At 60.8% G+C, this 17,403-nt stretch carries 13 protein-coding genes and 1 tRNA gene; 3 read left to right on the top strand and 11 right to left on the bottom strand.

Features of this window, described 5'->3' with window-relative positions:
• Positions 1-31: 31 nt before the first annotated feature.
• A complete protein-coding gene (locus tag NJT13_RS17220) occupies positions 32-1,006 on the bottom strand; it encodes a glycosyltransferase family 2 protein (RefSeq protein WP_254522932.1) in 975 nt (324 codons plus the stop codon).
• Positions 1,007-1,229: 223 nt separating this feature from the next.
• Between NJT13_RS17220 and NJT13_RS17215 the strand changes: the two genes are divergently transcribed.
• On the top strand, positions 1,230-2,486 hold the full coding sequence (locus NJT13_RS17215; protein ID WP_254522931.1) for a polysaccharide deacetylase family protein: 1,257 nt from the start codon (positions 1,230-1,232) through the stop codon (positions 2,484-2,486).
• 200 nt (positions 2,487-2,686) lie between these two features.
• Here the strand turns inward: NJT13_RS17215 and NJT13_RS17210 are convergent, their stop codons facing one another.
• The 10 genes from NJT13_RS17210 to NJT13_RS17165 form a co-directional block, all read right to left on the bottom strand.
• Positions 2,687-4,324: a flippase gene (locus NJT13_RS17210; RefSeq protein WP_254522930.1), complete on the bottom strand. Its 1,638-nt coding sequence runs from the start codon at positions 4,322-4,324 to the stop codon at positions 2,687-2,689.
• A 190-nt stretch (positions 4,325-4,514) separates the two neighbouring features.
• Positions 4,515-6,164 carry a right-handed parallel beta-helix repeat-containing protein gene (locus NJT13_RS17205; RefSeq protein ID WP_425499766.1) on the bottom strand — a complete coding sequence of 550 codons (1,650 nt, stop codon included), beginning with the start codon at positions 6,162-6,164 and terminating at the stop codon, positions 4,515-4,517.
• Between the two features lie 264 nt (positions 6,165-6,428).
• Positions 6,429-7,091 carry a helix-turn-helix domain-containing protein gene (locus NJT13_RS17200; RefSeq protein ID WP_254522926.1) on the bottom strand — a complete coding sequence of 221 codons (663 nt, stop codon included), beginning with the start codon at positions 7,089-7,091 and terminating at the stop codon, positions 6,429-6,431.
• A gap of 96 nt (positions 7,092-7,187) precedes the next feature.
• Positions 7,188-8,873, bottom strand: a complete 1,686-nt coding sequence (locus NJT13_RS17195; protein ID WP_254522923.1) for an alkaline phosphatase family protein — start codon at positions 8,871-8,873, stop codon at positions 7,188-7,190.
• A 711-nt stretch (positions 8,874-9,584) separates the two neighbouring features.
• Entirely contained in the window at positions 9,585-11,084 is a 1,500-nt protein-coding gene (locus tag NJT13_RS17190) for a glycoside hydrolase family 55 protein (RefSeq protein WP_254522920.1), read from the bottom strand.
• Between the two features lie 377 nt (positions 11,085-11,461).
• Positions 11,462-11,564 (bottom strand) — tRNA-Gln (locus NJT13_RS17185).
• Positions 11,565-11,660: 96 nt separating this feature from the next.
• Positions 11,661-12,410 (bottom strand): HNH endonuclease, encoded by a 750-nt coding sequence (locus tag NJT13_RS17180; protein WP_254522917.1) that lies wholly within the window; start codon positions 12,408-12,410, stop codon positions 11,661-11,663.
• Between the two features lie 152 nt (positions 12,411-12,562).
• Positions 12,563-13,708 carry a pyridoxal phosphate-dependent aminotransferase gene (locus tag NJT13_RS17175; protein WP_254522916.1) on the bottom strand — a complete coding sequence of 382 codons (1,146 nt, stop codon included), beginning with the start codon at positions 13,706-13,708 and terminating at the stop codon, positions 12,563-12,565.
• The gene (gene ribH / locus NJT13_RS17170; protein ID WP_254522914.1) at positions 13,705-14,154 is read right to left on the bottom strand and encodes a 6,7-dimethyl-8-ribityllumazine synthase; all 450 of its coding nucleotides are present in this window, start codon (positions 14,152-14,154) and stop codon (positions 13,705-13,707) included. The genes NJT13_RS17175 and ribH overlap by 4 nt, the downstream gene beginning before the upstream one ends.
• 201 nt (positions 14,155-14,355) lie before the next feature.
• On the bottom strand, positions 14,356-15,183 hold the full coding sequence (locus tag NJT13_RS17165) for a DUF4097 family beta strand repeat-containing protein (protein WP_254522912.1): 828 nt from the start codon (positions 15,181-15,183) through the stop codon (positions 14,356-14,358).
• Positions 15,184-15,481: 298 nt separating this feature from the next.
• On the opposite strand from NJT13_RS17165, the gene NJT13_RS17160 reads away from it, so the two are divergent.
• Both NJT13_RS17160 and NJT13_RS17155 read left to right on the top strand, forming a co-directional pair.
• A complete protein-coding gene (locus NJT13_RS17160) occupies positions 15,482-16,696 on the top strand; it encodes a 5-(carboxyamino)imidazole ribonucleotide synthase (RefSeq protein ID WP_254522910.1) in 1,215 nt (404 codons plus the stop codon).
• A gap of 25 nt (positions 16,697-16,721) precedes the next feature.
• On the top strand, positions 16,722-17,357 hold the full coding sequence (locus NJT13_RS17155; protein WP_254522909.1) for an AIR carboxylase family protein: 636 nt from the start codon (positions 16,722-16,724) through the stop codon (positions 17,355-17,357).
• Positions 17,358-17,403: the final 46 nt, after the last annotated feature.

Here is a 17,403-nt window from a genome sequence, read left to right as displayed (position 1 = left end):
AAATCAGAAACAGTCGGTAGAAGGCCGCAACTCACGAAGAAAGCGCGCGCTTCCCGAACGATGTCGCGACCAGCAACACGGCCAGTGTCACGACGACCGGAAGCGGCCGGCGCCGAACGCCGACACCGGCAACCCAGCAGACGCCGGGGTAGGTTCGTGGTGACACTGTCGCGTTTCGGAGATGCAATGCTCCTCGAAGAAATCTGCCCTCCGCAAAATACCGCTTTGCGAGGATTAGCGCGTGAGTCGAGCGAATCTCGTAACCCTCGTCCTCGAACCGATCGACATCGTCTTCGTACATCGACAGGTATTCCTCGCTCGCGTTTGCGATCACGTCCGCAGACGGATGGCCGGTCTCTTCACAGCGGACGAGAGGGTCATCGACGTACGCGAGCTTCCCCTGCTTGAGAAGCCGCAGACAGAATTCCGGATCCTGAAATCGATCGAGCGTTTCGTCGAAGCCGTCGACCTCCCTGGCGACCTCGGTCCGCACGAGCAGTGTCGAACCCGCACACGGATGAACGTTACCGGCGAGAATCTCTCCGATAAGTTCCTCATCGCCCTCTTGAGTAGGCACTTCGTCCGCGCGGGCGAAAATCGACGCGGCGACACCTCGAAGCCAACCGTTCGTGCCCGAGAGTTCGAACGCTATATCGCAGTAGACGCCGACCCAATCGCTCGAGCGGTCCTCGAGGGATGCGAGTTGGCGCTCGAGTTTCTGGGGATGCCAACTGTCGTCCGAGTCGAGGAAAGCGATGTATTCTCCGCGCGCATGGTCGATTCCCGTGTTTCGTGCGACGTTGGCACCCTGATTGGTGGCGTGAACCACCGGTCGAACACGCTGGTCATCGTATCTAGCTAACACGGACTCGGTGTCGTCCGTCGATCCGTCGTCGACGACGATCACCTCGAGGTCGTCGATCGTCTGCTCCAGCGCGCTGTCGATGGCGTTCGGGAGCTTGGCCGCTCTATTGTATGTCGGTATAACAACACTGACGCGAGTCATTTCTCGGCAATACCCCGCGTGATCGGATTATTATCACGTGGATAAATGGGTGGCTCGATCCGGAATCGGCGCACTGAGACGAACGGAAACGTCCGTGGCGAACAGTCCAGATAGCGGTTGCCAAACGAACGGCTTTCCGGAGAAGCAGCGATCGACGGAATCCGACAGAACGGGTCTACTAATGACTATATAAGAAAAGCCAAACAGTTCATTGACGCGGTCGATGACGAATCGAAACCGACGATCGATCGTGACGACTGTTGCAGCGACTGGAACGCTCGGCCTGGCCGGCTGTCTGTCACAGTTAGACAAGTGGCGTGGAAAAAATAATTCTCCAAAAGAAAAGGACGAAGACACCAACCAGTCCGACACTAACGAGCCAGACCTACCCGGAGAATCGGTCGAGGAGTTCGAGTCCCTCGACGGATGGTCCGCCCTGATCGACAGCGGCAAACTCGAGGCGGGAACAGACGATCCGTACGCCGGGTCGCAATCGGCCCACCTTACGGCGAGTGAAGGAACCGAAGCAGCGGCCATATACAGGAGTATTCCCGACGGGACAGATTTGAGCGGAAAGAACTTCTCGCTGGCCGTCAAATTCACCGGTCGCAAGCAACTCCGCCTCACGCTCGAGTTGTTCGCTCCGAACTCACAAAACGCCCATGTGCTACAACGGACGCTCATTGGACCGAAAGACCGATGGGTACGAGTCGACTTCGGCACTGGACGAATCGAAACTCAGCCCGACTTATCGGACGTTCGTCAGATTCGAATATCCGCTCGTAGACGCGGTGAGATGTCCGGTCCGATCGACTGTCAGGTCGACGACCTCCGAGCCGTCGACCGTCCGGAGACTGGAAAAGTGATGCTCCTGTTCGACGGGATACTCGAGAGCCACTATACCGAGGCCCTCGACATTATGAAGTCCTACGACTACGCGGGTGTCGAAGCGGTGATCCCCGAGGCTATCGGTGAAGACGGCAGACTCACCATCGACAGACTCGAAGAGATGAAAGACGCGGGGTGGGATATAGCGGCCCGACCGCGTACCGGCTCGAAATTCCTTCACGAGTTCGACCCCGATATGCAAAAAGGGATGATCGAACGAACCAAGCGACATCTCGAGGAGCTCGGCTTCGAGGACGGCGCGAGGCACTTCATCACACCGCGGAACGTACTCAGCTCGACCGCCCGTGATCTCGTCGAGCAGTACCACGAGCAGGCGTTTCGGTTCGGAGGCAGCCCGAACGCGTTACCGCTTACCGACCCGTACAATCTCGGATTCTTCTCGGGTGCTGCCGGCGAGGTGACGAAGACTTACGTCGATTACGCTGCCGAGTACGGCCAACTCGCAGTCTTACAGTTCGATTACATCAATAGTGAGAAGGGTATCACCGCGAGCGGATTCGAAAGCATCCTCGAGTACATTAACGGAAAGAACGTCGAAGTCGTAACGGCAACCGAGTTGCTAGAATCGTAACGTGTGCCGGCAGTGCTTCGAAATGCGGTTCCATCGACCGCGAAGCGCTATCGAAGGAACGGCGTTCGTAGCGGTCTGTTCCACCGTTCGGCCTATTCTCCCGGCTCCAGTACGCGAGCTGATCGTCCCGTCACGAACCGGCTGAAAGAGAAATGTTGCAAACTCCGTGAACAGTTCCCGGGACACGAAACGGGACCCGGTCACGGAGTGACAGTTTGTATACCCGGATCCAGAATACCGAAAGCGAGTCCAGAAAGTAGCAGCGACAGTCCGGCGACGAACAGCAGACTCTGTAACCAGTTTCGGGTCGGTTCGTTACGGTCGTCGCCGACGAGCCACCCGTAGATCGTATCGGCCTTCGTTCCGATCGGATCCGGGAATGCTGACAGTACCTCGAAGGGCTCGGCCGGATCCAGCGCGCCGACGAGCAACGCGAACGCGACGAAAATCGCTAATCCGGTGGGTGGAACGACCGCGAGAGCGACCCACCGATTCGAAATCGCCGCAGAGAGGGCGACGATCGGAGCGGCCGCGAGTACCGTGGTCAGCACGGATCGAGTGAGGCGAGCGTCCGCGAGCGGGTTGAAACCGACGTGACGAGCGCTCCAGCAATGGAAAAAGAACATCGAGCCGTAGCCGATGCTGGTCGCAACGGCTGCACCCTCCATTCCGAAAGGAGGTATGAGGACGACGTTGAGTACGAAGTTGATCACTGCCGCTCCGCCAGTGGCCGCGACAGGATACCGGAGCGTCCCCTCTCCTTGCGAAACCGCCAGGATCGGTCGTGCGAGCGCGAAGCCGAGCGCACCTGGAAGCAATAACAGGAGTGGCGTGATCGCCGGACGGGCTTCGGGACCGAAGTACATCGGCACGGCAACGTCGGCAAGCGCCGCGAGTCCGACGGCCATGACGGCCGTTATCAGAAACGTATAGCGCGTCGTCCGTGAGGCCAGGTCGGAAATCTCGCGCAGCCGGTTTTGGGACCACAGTTCCGACGTGGAGTGGACGAACACAGTCTGAATCGCCATCGGAACGAACCAGAGAAACTCCGCGAGCGTCAGCGCCGCCTTGTAGTTCCCGACGGCCGAACTCTCTCGAAACCGGTGGAGCATCATGATGTCGATGTGATAGAGCGACATCATCAGGAAAATCAGCGCGATGCTCATCGAATTGAACGTCAGCATCTGTTTTCGAGGAAATCGCTCCGGCGGACTGGAGAACACGCACGACAACGAAACCTGTCGATGAATGAGTGCAAGTCCGACCAGAGAGACGAGCAAACTCGCGATCAGATGACCCGCGAGAGCCCCCATCACCCCGACTCCGACGTAGACCAGTGGAATCGCGATAACGACGAAGCCGACTTTGTCCAGGATCTTCAGCGGCTCCGAATACCGCTCGAGACCAAAGCCCATGAGCGTCTTCCGAGCGTAGTCACGGAACTGAGCGGAAATGACGAGCGCAGCGAGGACGTAGAAATAGACGGTGAGATCGGCTCCGAACGCACTGGAGACGAGTCCGGTCCAGGTCGCGACGACCAGTAAGAGTGCACCGATAACGGAAAGGAGAACCGCCAATCGGAAGTAAAACCCCACGACGTACTCGCTCCAGTTGGCCACCCCGCGGTCTTCGGCCAGGAACTTCCGTACGCCGTCGGTAATCCCGGAACTGATGAAGATCATGTAGATCGCGAAGACGGAGAGCAAAAATGCATATTCACCGAAGGCAGCTGCACCGAGAAATCGGTACAACAACGGCGTTGAGAGTGCAGTGACGACGAGGACGACTATTTTCGAACTAACGACGGAAAAGACGCCGCTTGCGAGACTTCTGTTCATAGTTTTACCCTGAAACGCTCGGCCAGCCAGCTGACAGCCTCCGTTGTCGACATTCGCTCTCCATCCGACGGACTCACTGTACTGACCATGTGGCGACAACGGGGGGTTATTATACAGGGGTTAAACAGCCAGCAGGAGTAATTCGCGGCAGTCGGATCGGAGTGGTGTTCTCGAGTGATTGATAGTACGGCTAGCTGTAGTCGTTCGACCACGCCGTCACATAGCTCGCACCGTAATCCCGGATTCCGTTGACGAGGTGGTTCTGCTTGAAGGACGGGTTCTCCGAGGACGAGTAGAGGCAAACGGCCTCGCGGTCTCCCGACGATGCCAGTTCAGAATCGAGAACGAGTGCGTTGGAGCCGATGTCGATGTACGGATATCGGTCGGCCCGCAAATCACTCTTGTAGACAGTCAGATCGCTCCCTCTGTTGACGATGGCGTTCCGGTTCGCACCGTTCCGGCCGGTTTGATCGACTTCGATCTTGTTGAAGCGACAGTTGTCCCGTTCGCACCGAATCGCATCACGGAAACCACTGGCGTCGCCTGCTTCTCCCGTAATCGTCAGATATTCACCAATTACTCGATCGGTGCTGTCGGTATCCATAATCCAGATCGCATGACCGCCCGCGGTTTGGTGATCGATCGTCGTGTCGACGAGGGCTGTTTCCCCGCATTCCGGAGAGAGGACGATCCCGTGGTTAACATCCGGGCCTCGGACGTCGATTTGAGTTCTTTCGATCCTCGCGCTTTGGCAGGTGTTCATCACCGAAATAGCGTGGCTCGTCGGTTCCGGAACGGTATTCGTGACCGCCGCACCGTGAATTTTGAAGCCGTGCCCGTCCTCGAGCCGGATGCCGCGCTGTGACCGGTCTTCGGGTCGCATCGAATCGATTTCGACGGTTGGCCACCGAATCTGGCTGTTTTGGCCACCGACACGGACGTTCGCACCGTTGCAGTTCTTGTACAGCCCCCCATGAACGATGACCGTGCCGTTTTTGCTCGTCGCATAAAGCCCATTGTCCGGGAACCCGTCGAGCCAGCAGTGTTTGTACTGGAGCGTTCCCTTGTTCATGTTCGATACGAAACCGGTTGGGCCGCGCCAGCGCTCGCCAGCGGTCGGCGTATCGTTGATCCAGGCGGCGCCATCCGGTACCCAGAACTGATCGACGATACCCGTCCCGTCGGCTTCAGTGATGTTGAACCGTCCCGGACCCCAGGTACCGGAGTCGTGCTGGCCGTAAACCGTTATGTCGCGCACCTCGAGCCGGTTGGCAGCGAACGCTTCGATCACTCTGATACCGGTGTTCGGAGCGGTCTGGTCGATATCGAACCCCTCGAATCGAATGTGATTCCCCGGCCGATACGAAATGCCCAGGCGGAATAATCGATACTGCGGTCCTGAAAAGTTCCAATAGTTCGCCGGGACGAGCGTCGCGTTCTGACCGACGAGGCCGAAGTTATCGAAACCGGTGAATCGAAACTGCTCGTCCATGTAGTATCGGCCCTCTGGAAACACGAGCAGGGTGTCGTCGTCCCGAAGTTCTTCGAGAACCGGCGTAATCGACTCGTTGCCACTGTTGTCCGCTCCGACGTCTGTGACGTCGACGACCGTCCGATAGTCGTCGTAGTACTGTTCGTACGAGTCCGACGACGCACTGGCGGTCGACGTCAATCCGACTCCGGCAGCACACGCCGCCGCGGTCCCCCTCAAGACCGTTCGTCTCGATTGTGTTTTTGATGTCAATTCGTCGAAGTCTTTCCGACCGTCACCCCTGTCCGTCGCGTTAGAACGGCCAGAATCGTCTTCGTTCGAGCGCTGCATACCACTTCGTTCCGACATTGAAGGTCGTTTTAGTATGAATAATGAATGGGACCAGTATCTTTGTCTTCGGATAGCAAGCCTTTAAGTCTGAGATTCGGCACCACGATCATGACAGGAGCAATTGACGAAAGTGACCCGATTCTGATTGGAAACGGTGTGGAAACGTCCCGGCTCCACGCCGTCGGCAAGAAGGCCGCGATACGTTCCGGTTCGGTGACCGTAACCGACCGGTCGACATCGCGGTTACCGCGTCGAGAAACGACCCACCCACGACGACCGGCATCAGCCGAATTCGGCCGGCGTACATTTGTTCTCGAGTGTCGCGGTGATCAGTTCTGAAATGGCGCGTCGAAGCCGCTGGGAAACCGCCGAATCCGAAATATCGAGTCGGTCGGCGAGCGTGTCCTGCGTGACGCCTCGGGGAACTTCGAAGTACCCCGCATAGTACGCGATTGTAAGTATCTCGTGTTGGCGTTCGGTCAAAAAGTAGGTCCGATCGTCCGATACCGAGGAATCGTACAGCTGATTCACACGGAACGAAACGTTGCGGTCGCGACACCACTCCCGGAACGCGGTCAATGCGTCGCGGTCCGGAAGGTGTGCCCTGACAACCCAACCACCGTCGGCACTCGTTACCGTAAACACGAACAACCCGTACTCGGCACATCGATCCGGAACGATCTGTAGATCCGTGTCGACGACGACGCGATAGATTGCCCGATTCTCGAACGTGGCGACGCGGTCCAGATCCGACACGGTCGGATCGGCCGCCAGCGTCTCCTCAATGGCGCCGTACTCGTCGTCGAAGGCGGAGACAAACTGGATACGCCGGTCGTCTGTCGTCGTCTCGTACTCGTGTCTGAGCGTCACGCTCGACTGACGTTCTATCGTCGACGCCAACGGCAGTTCATCGTGAGCGAGGTGGATTTCTGCGATAAATCCCATCAGTGTTGGTATCGTACTGCAGCGTCGGGATTCTATACTTATAGCGCGGATAAGCGTCGGTTGTACTAACCCGAACGGTCCGGCAAATTCGTCCGCTCAATTCATGTACCCTAGATCGGCCAACCTGTCGGTCACCGCCTCATCCGTTTCCGGGCGTCGCTCCTCGTCGCGATCGTCGTACGCCGGATAGGCAGTCGGGTCGACCGGATCGACGACGGGAACGACGCTTCCGTCCATCCGATCACTGTACGGGATTCCCATCGCTGCCATGACTGTCGGCGCAACGTCGAAGAGATGCGCTCGTTCGAGCGGTGCACTTTCGTCGATTCCGTCACCCATTGCCGCGAAGACGCCGTCGAGTTTGTGATTCCAGGGCTCTGCCGGGCCGAAGAATTCGCCGTCGACGAGCTGCTCCGAGAGCACGTGATCGAAATCGGCCGGGATCGTAACGATGTCGACTGTCTGGTCGATTTCGTCGCCGTGAAAGTACTGCTCGCGCGGCGCGACGGTCTCGAAAAACGGTTCACCGTCAGGCGTTTCGACGGCCTGGAGCCGGCGAATGAGATCCTCGCGGAGCTGTTCGTACGCGTCCTGTCTGACGACGCCGTCGGGATCCCGCCCCTCGAGGTTTATGCGGACGCCGAGTTCGGTTCGCGCGCGAACGTAAGCCTCCGACGCGGCGAAGTCGACCTGCTCGTTCGCAGTCCGAGTGACGCCACCCGGTGCGTACGCCGTCGCGAGGTCGGCCATACCCACCCGCTCGAGGGCGGCTCTGATTCGACTCGCGGTGATTCCGAATCGTGCGGCGACGGAGAGGACCCGTGCGAACCGTCCGGGTTCCCACGTTTCGACCTCTTCGCCTTCCCTGAGGCGTCTGCGCATTGGCGTCCACGACGGCATTCCCTTGCCGCCGGTCGTCGTCTCGAGATACCCCTCGTCGCGAAGGAACTCGTTGATCCGGAACTCGTAGCCATCGTAGGGGCCCATCCCGTGGTCGCTCACGAGGAAAACACGGTTCGGATCGAACGATTCGAGAATTGCCTCGATCTGTGCATCTGTCGCTTCGTAAACACGGTCGACGTAGTCTTCGTTTCCCTCGAACTCGTGGAAGACCGTATCCGTTTTCTGGAACTGGACGAATCCGAAATCGGGCTCGAACCGATCGGCGAGATAGCGAAACGCCTCACCCCGCATCCGAACCAGATTTTGGTACTCCTCGATCTTCTCGTCGTCAGGCAACGAGTCGTCGTCCCGGGTATATTTCGGGTAGACGCGATACTCGCCGATCGCGTCGCGAACGTCGTCCAGCAGTCCGTCGGGGTGACACGCCGGATCCTCGGGCCCGAGGAATCCGGGTAACATCGCCCCGTCGAACTCGTCGGGCGGATGCGTGACCGGTGCGTTGACGACGACGCTCGAGCGGTCGTGATGTTCCAACAACGTCCAGATCGGATGTTCGTGGACGTCGTCGTTGCTCGTGACGTGCCAGTCGTAGCCGTCGTAGCCGACGAAGCCGACCACGCCGTGTTTCCCGGGGTTGACCCCGGTGTAAATCGACGGCCAGGCGCTCGGCGTCCACGGTGGAATCTGTGACTCGAGCGGAGCCGCGACTCCCTCGGAACATATCCGTTCGATGGTCGAAATCCGACCGGCGTCGAACAACCGCTCGAAGACCGGCAAACACCCCGCATCGATTCCGATGAGAAGCGTGTCCAGTTCGCTCGATTCGCTCGTGTTACTCCCAGTCGATGCAGCTTCTTCACGGCGAAACGTCCGAGTCATCGTTTCATTGGTATTCGTTTACAGCTAGTATTCCCGCTCGACCGCTGCCGAGAGATTGCAGCAGCGGTATCGTTCGTTGCTCCACGTATCTAGACCCAGAGAGGGAGAAAGAACACTTCATTATCTATTCGTTAAATCCGTCACAAAGGCCTGAATACCGCTACTCGGACAGATTCGAGAACACAAAATTCGGACGGGAATTGCGATGGAGTAGTTCCGTCTCACGAAGAAAACCGCGCTCGAGGCAGCCCCCTCGGTCAGGAGTACACGAGTCGTGGCGGACGATGCGATCGACGATTGCAACGCTATCGACCGTGATCGAACACGGCGGGGGCTCGTGGTGAGTCACCACCCACCAGTGTGTCGGTCCCGAGAGCCACCGCGGTTGGCGAGGGCGCTCGGCCCACCCGCCGTCAAAAGGTCGTTTCGCTGACCGGAATAGCGGCATAACTGTCCGTCATGTCTGGAGACGGGTACCGGTTGCAATTTCCCCGCGAGGGAGAGCCAAAATGGCATATCTCCGACGGCACTGTCGAGTGAGCGGCCGGCGGCCAACGCAGCGATGAACCACCGTCGGTCACTCGTGGCTCGTGCAGCCGTTTCCGTCGGAAGCGTCGGGTGGCACTCGGGCCGAATCACGCGGCCGGAAATTCCATCACCGGGGTCTGTGCGGGTGTCGACCCGACCCCCTGCCGGAGTCGTGAACGGATCTCAGGACGAGGTCCACTCTCGAATCTCGCCATCGACTTCTACCGTGGTCCCCACGTCGTCGAAGGTGACGCCGCCGTAGGCGACGCTACTGCCGGGACCAGAGTAGATGCCGACCGTGCCGCAGTCCGCTGCACGGGCGGTGGTGAGGGTCGCATCGACGTGTTCTCGGAACCGAAATGCCTGATGATCCGCTCCCGTCGCCGAGATGGAACTCATTTTCAGGTCCTCCATGTCGTCGAAGATGACCGAGTTCGTGAACGGTCCGTCGACGGAAACGTTCGAGACCGAAGCGCCGTCGAATCCGCTCGCGTACAACCCCGATCCAGCGGCCATCCCGTCGTCGTCGGTTCTGATCGTTACGTTGTTGATCGTCAATTCTCGCCTGTCGCGCTTCATCTGGCCGAGCGTGATCCCTCTCGCGTTTTCGATGCACGAGACGCCGTCGATAGTCAGATCTGCGACTTCTTCGTCGGGGTCCGCCCTGATGGCCGTATACCGACACCCGGAGATGAATCCGTCTTCGATCGTGATCGATTCGTTCCTGCCTCGATGGAGGTGAACGCCGTGTTCGGGGCCGTTCACCGGATCGATTTCGAAGTTCGTGAGCGTGCAATTTCTGGTGGGGGTATCGTCGTCTTCGACGAGCGCGTCACGACTGCCGTCCCACACGCTATTCCAGCCCGTCCCGGATCGTTGACTGTCGAACTGCACCGGCGCGTCCGAATCGCCCTCTCCGCCGCGAGTCGCAAAGAACCCGTTTACGACGACGTTCTTGCACGAGACGATGTCGACGTGATGGTAATAGATTCGGTCGCCGTAGATGTGTTCCAACCGGACGTTTTCCGCGTGTGCGGGCATGATCCCGGTTGCCTTCGGCGCGTCTATGCGGACGTTGCAGATCCCCCAGTTCGATGCGCCATCGTATTCCGTCGCATCGTAGCCCCTGTTGGAAAACAGGGCCCGGCCTTCGTCACCGGCGGGACGCGGCCCTTCGAAGACCGTCGATCGGCCTGCGCCCATCAGAATCGTATCGTCACCCACCAGCGGCGTCCGTTCGAGCAAATACCTGCCGGGCGGGAAGTATACGATCCCCCCGCCGGCCCGATCGACCGTCTCGAGGAGGTCGTGTACAGCCTGACCGACGTCGGTCGTTCCGTCACCCTCGATCCCGTGGGCTTCGACGTTCCACACCGGCGTTCGCTCGGTCCGCGCGTGGACGGACTGCACCGCTTCGAAGTAGCTCGTTTCGGGCACCGGGTGGCCCGGACATCCCTGACCGCTAAAATAGGTCCAATCGTCGCTCGAGGCGTCCCAGCGCCAGGTGATCCCCTGATCGGTCGCGTGGTACAGTTCGTCGTCGTAGTCGCCCGACGCCGGGCGCTCGGCGATCGGTCCGTGGACGATCGCGTGTTCGTCGACCGCCTCCACCGTGTCGGTGTGATCCCATTCGTCGCCCTGTTCGTACGTACCCAGTCCGAGTCGGGGGGTCTGGTCTGCCATACTTACTCGGTTCCGTACCCCTGCCCGTACATCGTTCCGTATCCAGAGTGAGCGACCGGGTGATCCGAACTATCGTTCGAACATCCCGCGAGCGAACCGGCGCTTCCCGATACCGCGACGAGAACATCTCGGCGCCATAGCGCTGACGGGTCCGTACCGAAGTAGGTTCTTTTTGCCACGCAAAAGGTGTTGAACCGAACCACTTGAGAACTTTTCGCCGTCGGTCAGTTTTCTGACAGGAGCCATGGAGACGTCGCCGTTCTCGAGTCGGATATCGGCATGAACACCGTCCATTCTAGCGGAAAGTGGTCGGTAGCTTACAACTGAACCGATTTACCGTACGCGGCGGCGAGCGGAAAGTGTAACAATATTACCAATAGTCCCGGGCAGATTCGAACTGCCGTCCTGAGCTTACTTCCGTGACGGACTGAACCGGGCACGTCCAAAGGCTCAGATGATTGGCCACTACACCACGGGACTTCTCTCGGTCTGTGCCATCCCGTATTCCGCGCAGTTGTCGAACTGCTCGCTATCACGGGACGCATTTGTCGGGTACGAAACGGGCACACAATAGTGTTACTTTTCGATGCCGTGTGAGACGCTTATCCTGCCATCCTCTGCGCGGCGGTGACAGCTCCGACAGAGGGAAACGACGTTGGTCATCGTGTGTGCGTCCTCCGGATTTTCGAACGAGCGAACGGGCTGCAAATGATGCACATCGGGATTACGCTCGAGTTCCGCTCTCCCTTTTCCGCAGTGTTGACATTCGTACCGATCCCGCTCGAGGGCCCGCCGTCTGATACGCCACCAGGTTCGCCCGTATTCGATCGGCCCACCCTCCCACTGATGGTGGTCCGGACCGACGACGTTCTCCGACAGCCACTCGCCGTAACACTCGAGGTCGCAAAAGAACCCTCGTTTCTGCTCGTCGAGTCGCGCCGGACGAACCTCGAGATCACTGCCACACGATCGGCAGCCGACCGTCACGCGTTCTCCCTTCGTCGATGGATTGTCGGGAAGCAACCCGTCAGCCGCCTCGACGCAGTCCGCGCAGTAGACACCGTCCTTCGAGGAGGGGTAGAACGAAAACGTCGACCCGCAGGAACGACACTTCGACGTTTCCGTCGCGTCCTTCCAGTTACCGTTGTTTTCTCCCCCGTTCGGGTTACAATCATCGCAGTACTCTCGTCGAGCCTTCGGATCGTAGAAATCGATCCCACAGCCGCAACAGGTCCGATTCGGAAGGGGCTCGCCGTGAACTTTCGTATGGTGCTGACGCATTCCTCGCCGGCACGCCAGCGATTTCCCGCACGTCGGGCAGTCCATGACCGAGTTGGTCCCGCATTCCTATATAAACTCGAGGCCGACCGCGATCACAGCAGCGGCTCGAGGGCGATCACACGGAAACCGACAGGCCGGGAGCCGAATCGGCGCAAATGGCGGTACCGGTGTCACAAATCGGTAACCGGTGAACCCGACTACAGGTATCCTTCGTCGGCGAGCCGTTCGAGCCCTTCCTCGAGCCGTTCTTCGCTCGCTGCATACGAAATGCGAGCGTATCCGGGCGTTCCGAACGCGCTGCCGGGAACGGTGGCGACGTGAGCGTCCTCGATCGCGCCCTCGCACCAGGCCTGATCGTCGTCGTCGACGGGAAGCATCATGTAGAACGCACCCTCGGGGACGGCGACGTCGACGCCGTGGTCGGAGAGCAAATCGACGACGAGGTCGCGGCGCTGTTCGAACGCGTCGACCATTTCCGCGACCGCCGTCTCCGTCTCGAGCGCCTCGAGGCCGGCGTGCTGGACGAAGTTGACGGCGGACGAGACGGAGTGGCTGTGGAGTTTCCCCGCCTGATCGACCAGCGCTTCGGGGCCGGCGAAGTAGCCGAGTCGCCAGCCGGTCATCGAGTAGGCTTTCGAAAAGCCGTTGACGGTGACGGTGCGGTCTGCCATTCCCTCGAGCGTGCCGAGGCTCGTCGGTTCGACCCCGTAGGTGATCTCCTTGTAGATTTCGTCCGAGATGACGGTGATGTCGTGTTCGACGGCCAGGTCACGGACGCCCTCGAGCGCGGCGTCGGAGTAGACCGCGCCCGTCGGGTTCGACGGGGAGTTGACGATCAGCAGTTCGGTCTCGTCGGAGACGGCGGCCGCGAGGTCGTCGAGCGCGGGCTCGAGTTGGAAGTCGGAAGGTGAGAGGTCGACCCTCGAGAGGTCGCCGCCGGCCATTTTGACCATCGCCTCGTAGGAGACCCACGCGGGGTCGAGGAGGACGACCTCGTCGCCGTCCTGGATGAGCGCCTGCACGATTTCGTACAGCGCCTGCTTCGCGCCGGGCGTGACGATGACGTTCTCCGGGCCGTAATCTAAGCCGTCGTCGGCCAATTTGTCGGCGATCGCCTCGCGCAACTCGAGGATCCCGGCGGAGGTCGTATACCCCGTGTGGCCGGCGTCCATCGCGTCCTTGCCCGCCTGGACGATATTCTCGGGCGTGGGAAAGTCGGGCTCGCCGACGCTCAGGTCGACGACGTCGGCGCCTTCCGCCTCGAGTTCGGTGGCGAGCGCGGAGATGGCGAGGGTTGCGGACGGTTCGACTCGGCTAACGCGGTCGGTGAATTCCATCGTCATTGTGAATCGGTATCGGTATCGGTATCGGTATCGAGACCGGGGTCTGGAAGTTCGGCAACGAGGTCGAGCGCGCCGTCGACGGCTTTCGCCGCGTTCTCGACGCGTTCGCGCGCTTCCGCGGCGGACATGCCGGGACCCGTCACACCGAGCGTCACGGGCGTGTCGCGCTCGAGACTCACGTCGGAGAGGCGCTGTGCCGTGGCGTCGGTGATCACCTGGTCGTGATCCGTATCACCGGTGATGACGGTGCCGACGACCGCGACGGCGTCGACGTCGTCGAGGCGAGCGAGTCGGTCGGCCGCCAGCGGCGCGTCGTAGACCCCAGGGACGTGAACCGTCTCGTACACCTCGGCGCCGGCGGCGGTGGCCGCCTCGAGTGCGTCTCGTTCCATCTGCTCGGTGATCGGCCGGTTGAACTCCGCGACCACCAGTCCGAGCGTGGTCATAGGCGAGCGGTGGTGTGGGCAGGTAAAAGAGGTACCGTTCTCCGGTCACCGCGCGGTGGCGAGTCGATGAACGATGCACGACACGCACGGCGCACGTACTCGTGCCCGCGCGTAGCTTAATAGAATAGAACCCTCGAGTGTCGGTTGGCGGGACCCCCGAGTGTCGAACTATCGGTGCGCTCTATCGACGTCAGCGCGGGGCTACGTATCTTCGACGCTTCGAATCGATATCTCGCCGTTGGTGGTGTCGAGACGAATCCGCCTCGTTCCGTCGCCGAGTGTCACTTCGACCGATCCCCGACTCGAGACGTCCGCGTTCCCGAATCCGTCGATCGAAATATCGCCGTTCGTCGTCTCGGCGCTCAGGGACGCGTCGAGCGACGCGGGCGCTTCGACCGAAATGTTTCCGTTGGTGCTCTCGGCGTTCAGATCGCCGCCATCTGCGAGGAGGGAAACGTCGACGTTTCCGTTCGTCGTCTCCGCGCGCAGGTCACCGCTGACGCCTGCCGCGTGGACCGATCCGTTCGTCGTATCGGCGACCAGCGGCCCGTCGACGCCCTCGACGTCGATTCGACCGTTCGTCGTGTCGGCGACCAGTTCGCCTCTCACGTCGCGAACTTCGACGTCGCCGTTGGTCGTCTCCGCGCCTGCCAGTCGGATTCCGTCTGGAACCGTCACCTCGAGATCCAGTTTGGGATCGGGACCGAACAGGAACGGCGTATTCTCCCACCGCGTTTCGACCGTTAGATGGCCGTCGTTCTGGGTCGATCCGATCTCCAGGGACTCGAGGGACTCTTCGGTGGGGGCGGCTTTGTGACCGCGAACCTCGATTACGTCCCCCCGATTCCCCTCGACGGTAACGGAGCCGTTCTCGGCGGCGAGCGAGAGCGACTCGAGAGCGTCGATTTCGTACGTTTCCGTCACGGTTTCCGTTTGTCCTCTGCCGGTCGCGAGACAACCGGCGAGCGAACCGAGCAGACCCATGCTTCCCCCGCCAAGGAGCCCACGACGCGAAATGTCGCTTTCCATACCCGTGACAATGTGGTGCAATCCGGATATGTAATACCACTCACTTTCCGAGGGAGGTATTCTTCCTGAAGACTTTTATACGAAGAACGGCCGCCGATCGGAGACGGCCTGGATGCGCGTCGGAACACGTTCGAAGAGGCCGGCACAGATCGGCGCTCGAGGGAGAAACCACGATCCAGAGGCGATCGGACGGTCCGCCGCCGACGGACGAATACGCGTTCCGCCGGCCACCACGCGAACGACTCTCCGGCGGTCTATTTGAGAATTCTTAAGCGCGGTGGCCGTCAACCAGCGCGCAATGACGACGCTACGGACGCCGGGACCGACCATCGGGGTAGTCGGTGGGGGACAACTCGGACGAATGCTCGCCGAGGCGGCCGCGCCGCTCGGCGTCGAGGTTGTCGTCCTCGATCCGACTCCGGACTGTCCCGCGGCACTGGTCGCCCGCGACCAGATCGTCGCCGAATTCGACGACGAGTCGGGAATTCGCGACCTCGCCGGACGCGCCGACGTCCTCACGTTCGAAATCGAACTGGCGGATCAGGACGTGTTGGAACGGATCGGCGAGGAGACCGGAACCCCCGTCCACCCGAAGCCGTCGACGCTGCAGACGATCCACGATAAACTCGTCCAGAAACGGCAGTTGCGCGACGCCGGCGTACCGGTTCCACCGTTTCGCGAGGTCACAGACGCAGCGGACGTTCGCGACGCGATCGACGACTACGGCGCGCCGGTGATGCTCAAGGCTCGGACCGGCGGCTACGACGGACGCGGGAACGTCCCGGTCGAATCGAAAGCCGACGCAGCGGACGCCCTCGAGTCCGTCGCCGGCCCCGCGATGGTCGAGTCGTTCGTCGACTTCGCGCGCGAAGTGTCGGTGATCGCAGTCAAGGGTGACGACGAGATCGCGACGTTCCCGCTCGGCGAGAACGTCCACGAAGCGGAGATCCTCCGGGAGACGATCGTCCCCGCCCGCTCGTCCGATGCCGTCACCGAGCGCGCTCACGCGGTCGCACGTGACGTACTCGAGGTGATGGACGGCCGCGGCGTCTACGGGATCGAATTGTTCGAAACGCGCGAGGCGCCACGCGCCTCGGACGACGCGAGCGGGCAGCGCCCGCGAGGGGAGGGAGAGATTCTGCTCAACGAGATCGCACCCCGGCCGCACAACTCCGGCCACTGGACGATCGAAGGCGCGCAGAGTTCACAGTTCGAACAGCACGTCCGCGCCGTCCTCGGCTGGCCGCTCGGGTCGACGGACCTCCGGTCGCCGACGGTCACGATGAACCTGCTCAGCGACGTGGACGAAGACCGACCCGCGGCACTCGAAGACGTCGATCAGATTCTCGAGACTCCCGGCGCGAGCCTCCACTGGTACGGAAAGCATCAGTCCCGTCCCCTGCGGAAGATGGGACACGTGACGCTTTCGGGCCGCGAGGAGGACGCGTCCGTCGACGACCTCCTGAAAACCGCCCAGGACCTCGAGGAGCGCGTCACGTTCAGAGCAAATTAAAGGGTCGGGCCGAGGAACTACGGCCATGTCCGACAGCGTCTCCGATCTGATCGATCGACTGCACGACGAAGCGGCCCTGGACCGTCCGGACGGTCAAACCCCCGACGTGGGCATCGTGATGGGAAGCGACTCCGACCTCGAGACGATGATGACCGGCGGGAAGCGCCGGGGTGCGTACGACGCCTTCGTCGACGAACTCGGCTTCGCCGAGCAAACGGACTACCGGAATCCACCGGACGAACGGTTCACGTTCGAAACCTACGTGACCTCCGCTCATCGCACGCCCGACTTAATGACCGCTTACGCCGAAACCGCCGAAGATCGGGGTCTCGAGGTTCTCATCGCCGGGGCCGGCGGCAAGTCCGCGGATCTGCCGAACATGACCGCGTCGATCGCGTACCCGTTACCGGTCATCGGCGTTCCCGTCCAGGAGAAATCGATCGACAGCGTCATCGGGATGCCCACGGGTGCGCCCCTCGTCGCAGTCGACGCCGGCAAGTCGTTCAACGCCGCGCTCTCGGCCGCTCAGATTCTCGCCCGGCGACACGACACGGTTCGCGAGCGACTGGTCGGGTACCACGACGACCTCCGAGAGGGCGTCGGAACGGTTTCTCGAGAGTTACACGACCACGGCACGCCCTCGTTCAGGGACCGAGACTGATCCGCTCGAGGCTTTTCGGGGGAAGACGTTCGGTATCGCGGATCGG

It is taken from the genome of Natrinema caseinilyticum, from assembly GCF_024227435.1.
Classification (GTDB): Archaea; Halobacteriota; Halobacteria; order Halobacteriales; family Natrialbaceae; genus Natrinema; species Natrinema caseinilyticum.
This window is presented reverse-complemented; position numbering and strand designations above follow the sequence as displayed.

What these genes read in the sequence shown, in the direction of transcription:
- NJT13_RS17220 (WP_254522932.1), bottom strand. Translation starts at nt 1,006, where the DNA reads ATGACTCGCGTCAGTGTTGTTATACCGACATACAATAGAGCGGCCAAG.
- NJT13_RS17215 (WP_254522931.1), top strand. Translation starts at nt 1,230, where the DNA reads ATGACGAATCGAAACCGACGATCGATCGTGACGACTGTTGCAGCGACT.
- NJT13_RS17210 (WP_254522930.1), bottom strand. Translation starts at nt 4,324, where the DNA reads ATGAACAGAAGTCTCGCAAGCGGCGTCTTTTCCGTCGTTAGTTCGAAA.
- NJT13_RS17205 (WP_425499766.1), bottom strand. Translation starts at nt 6,164, where the DNA reads ATGTCGGAACGAAGTGGTATGCAGCGCTCGAACGAAGACGATTCTGGC.
- NJT13_RS17200 (WP_254522926.1), bottom strand. Translation starts at nt 7,091, where the DNA reads ATGGGATTTATCGCAGAAATCCACCTCGCTCACGATGAACTGCCGTTG.
- NJT13_RS17195 (WP_254522923.1), bottom strand. Translation starts at nt 8,873, where the DNA reads ATGACTCGGACGTTTCGCCGTGAAGAAGCTGCATCGACTGGGAGTAAC.
- NJT13_RS17190 (WP_254522920.1), bottom strand. Translation starts at nt 11,084, where the DNA reads ATGGCAGACCAGACCCCCCGACTCGGACTGGGTACGTACGAACAGGGC.
- NJT13_RS17180 (WP_254522917.1), bottom strand. Translation starts at nt 12,410, where the DNA reads ATGGACTGCCCGACGTGCGGGAAATCGCTGGCGTGCCGGCGAGGAATG.
- NJT13_RS17175 (WP_254522916.1), bottom strand. Translation starts at nt 13,708, where the DNA reads ATGACGATGGAATTCACCGACCGCGTTAGCCGAGTCGAACCGTCCGCA.
- ribH (WP_254522914.1), bottom strand. Translation starts at nt 14,154, where the DNA reads ATGACCACGCTCGGACTGGTGGTCGCGGAGTTCAACCGGCCGATCACC.
- NJT13_RS17165 (WP_254522912.1), bottom strand. Translation starts at nt 15,183, where the DNA reads ATGGAAAGCGACATTTCGCGTCGTGGGCTCCTTGGCGGGGGAAGCATG.
- NJT13_RS17160 (WP_254522910.1), top strand. Translation starts at nt 15,482, where the DNA reads ATGACGACGCTACGGACGCCGGGACCGACCATCGGGGTAGTCGGTGGG.
- NJT13_RS17155 (WP_254522909.1), top strand. Translation starts at nt 16,722, where the DNA reads ATGTCCGACAGCGTCTCCGATCTGATCGATCGACTGCACGACGAAGCG.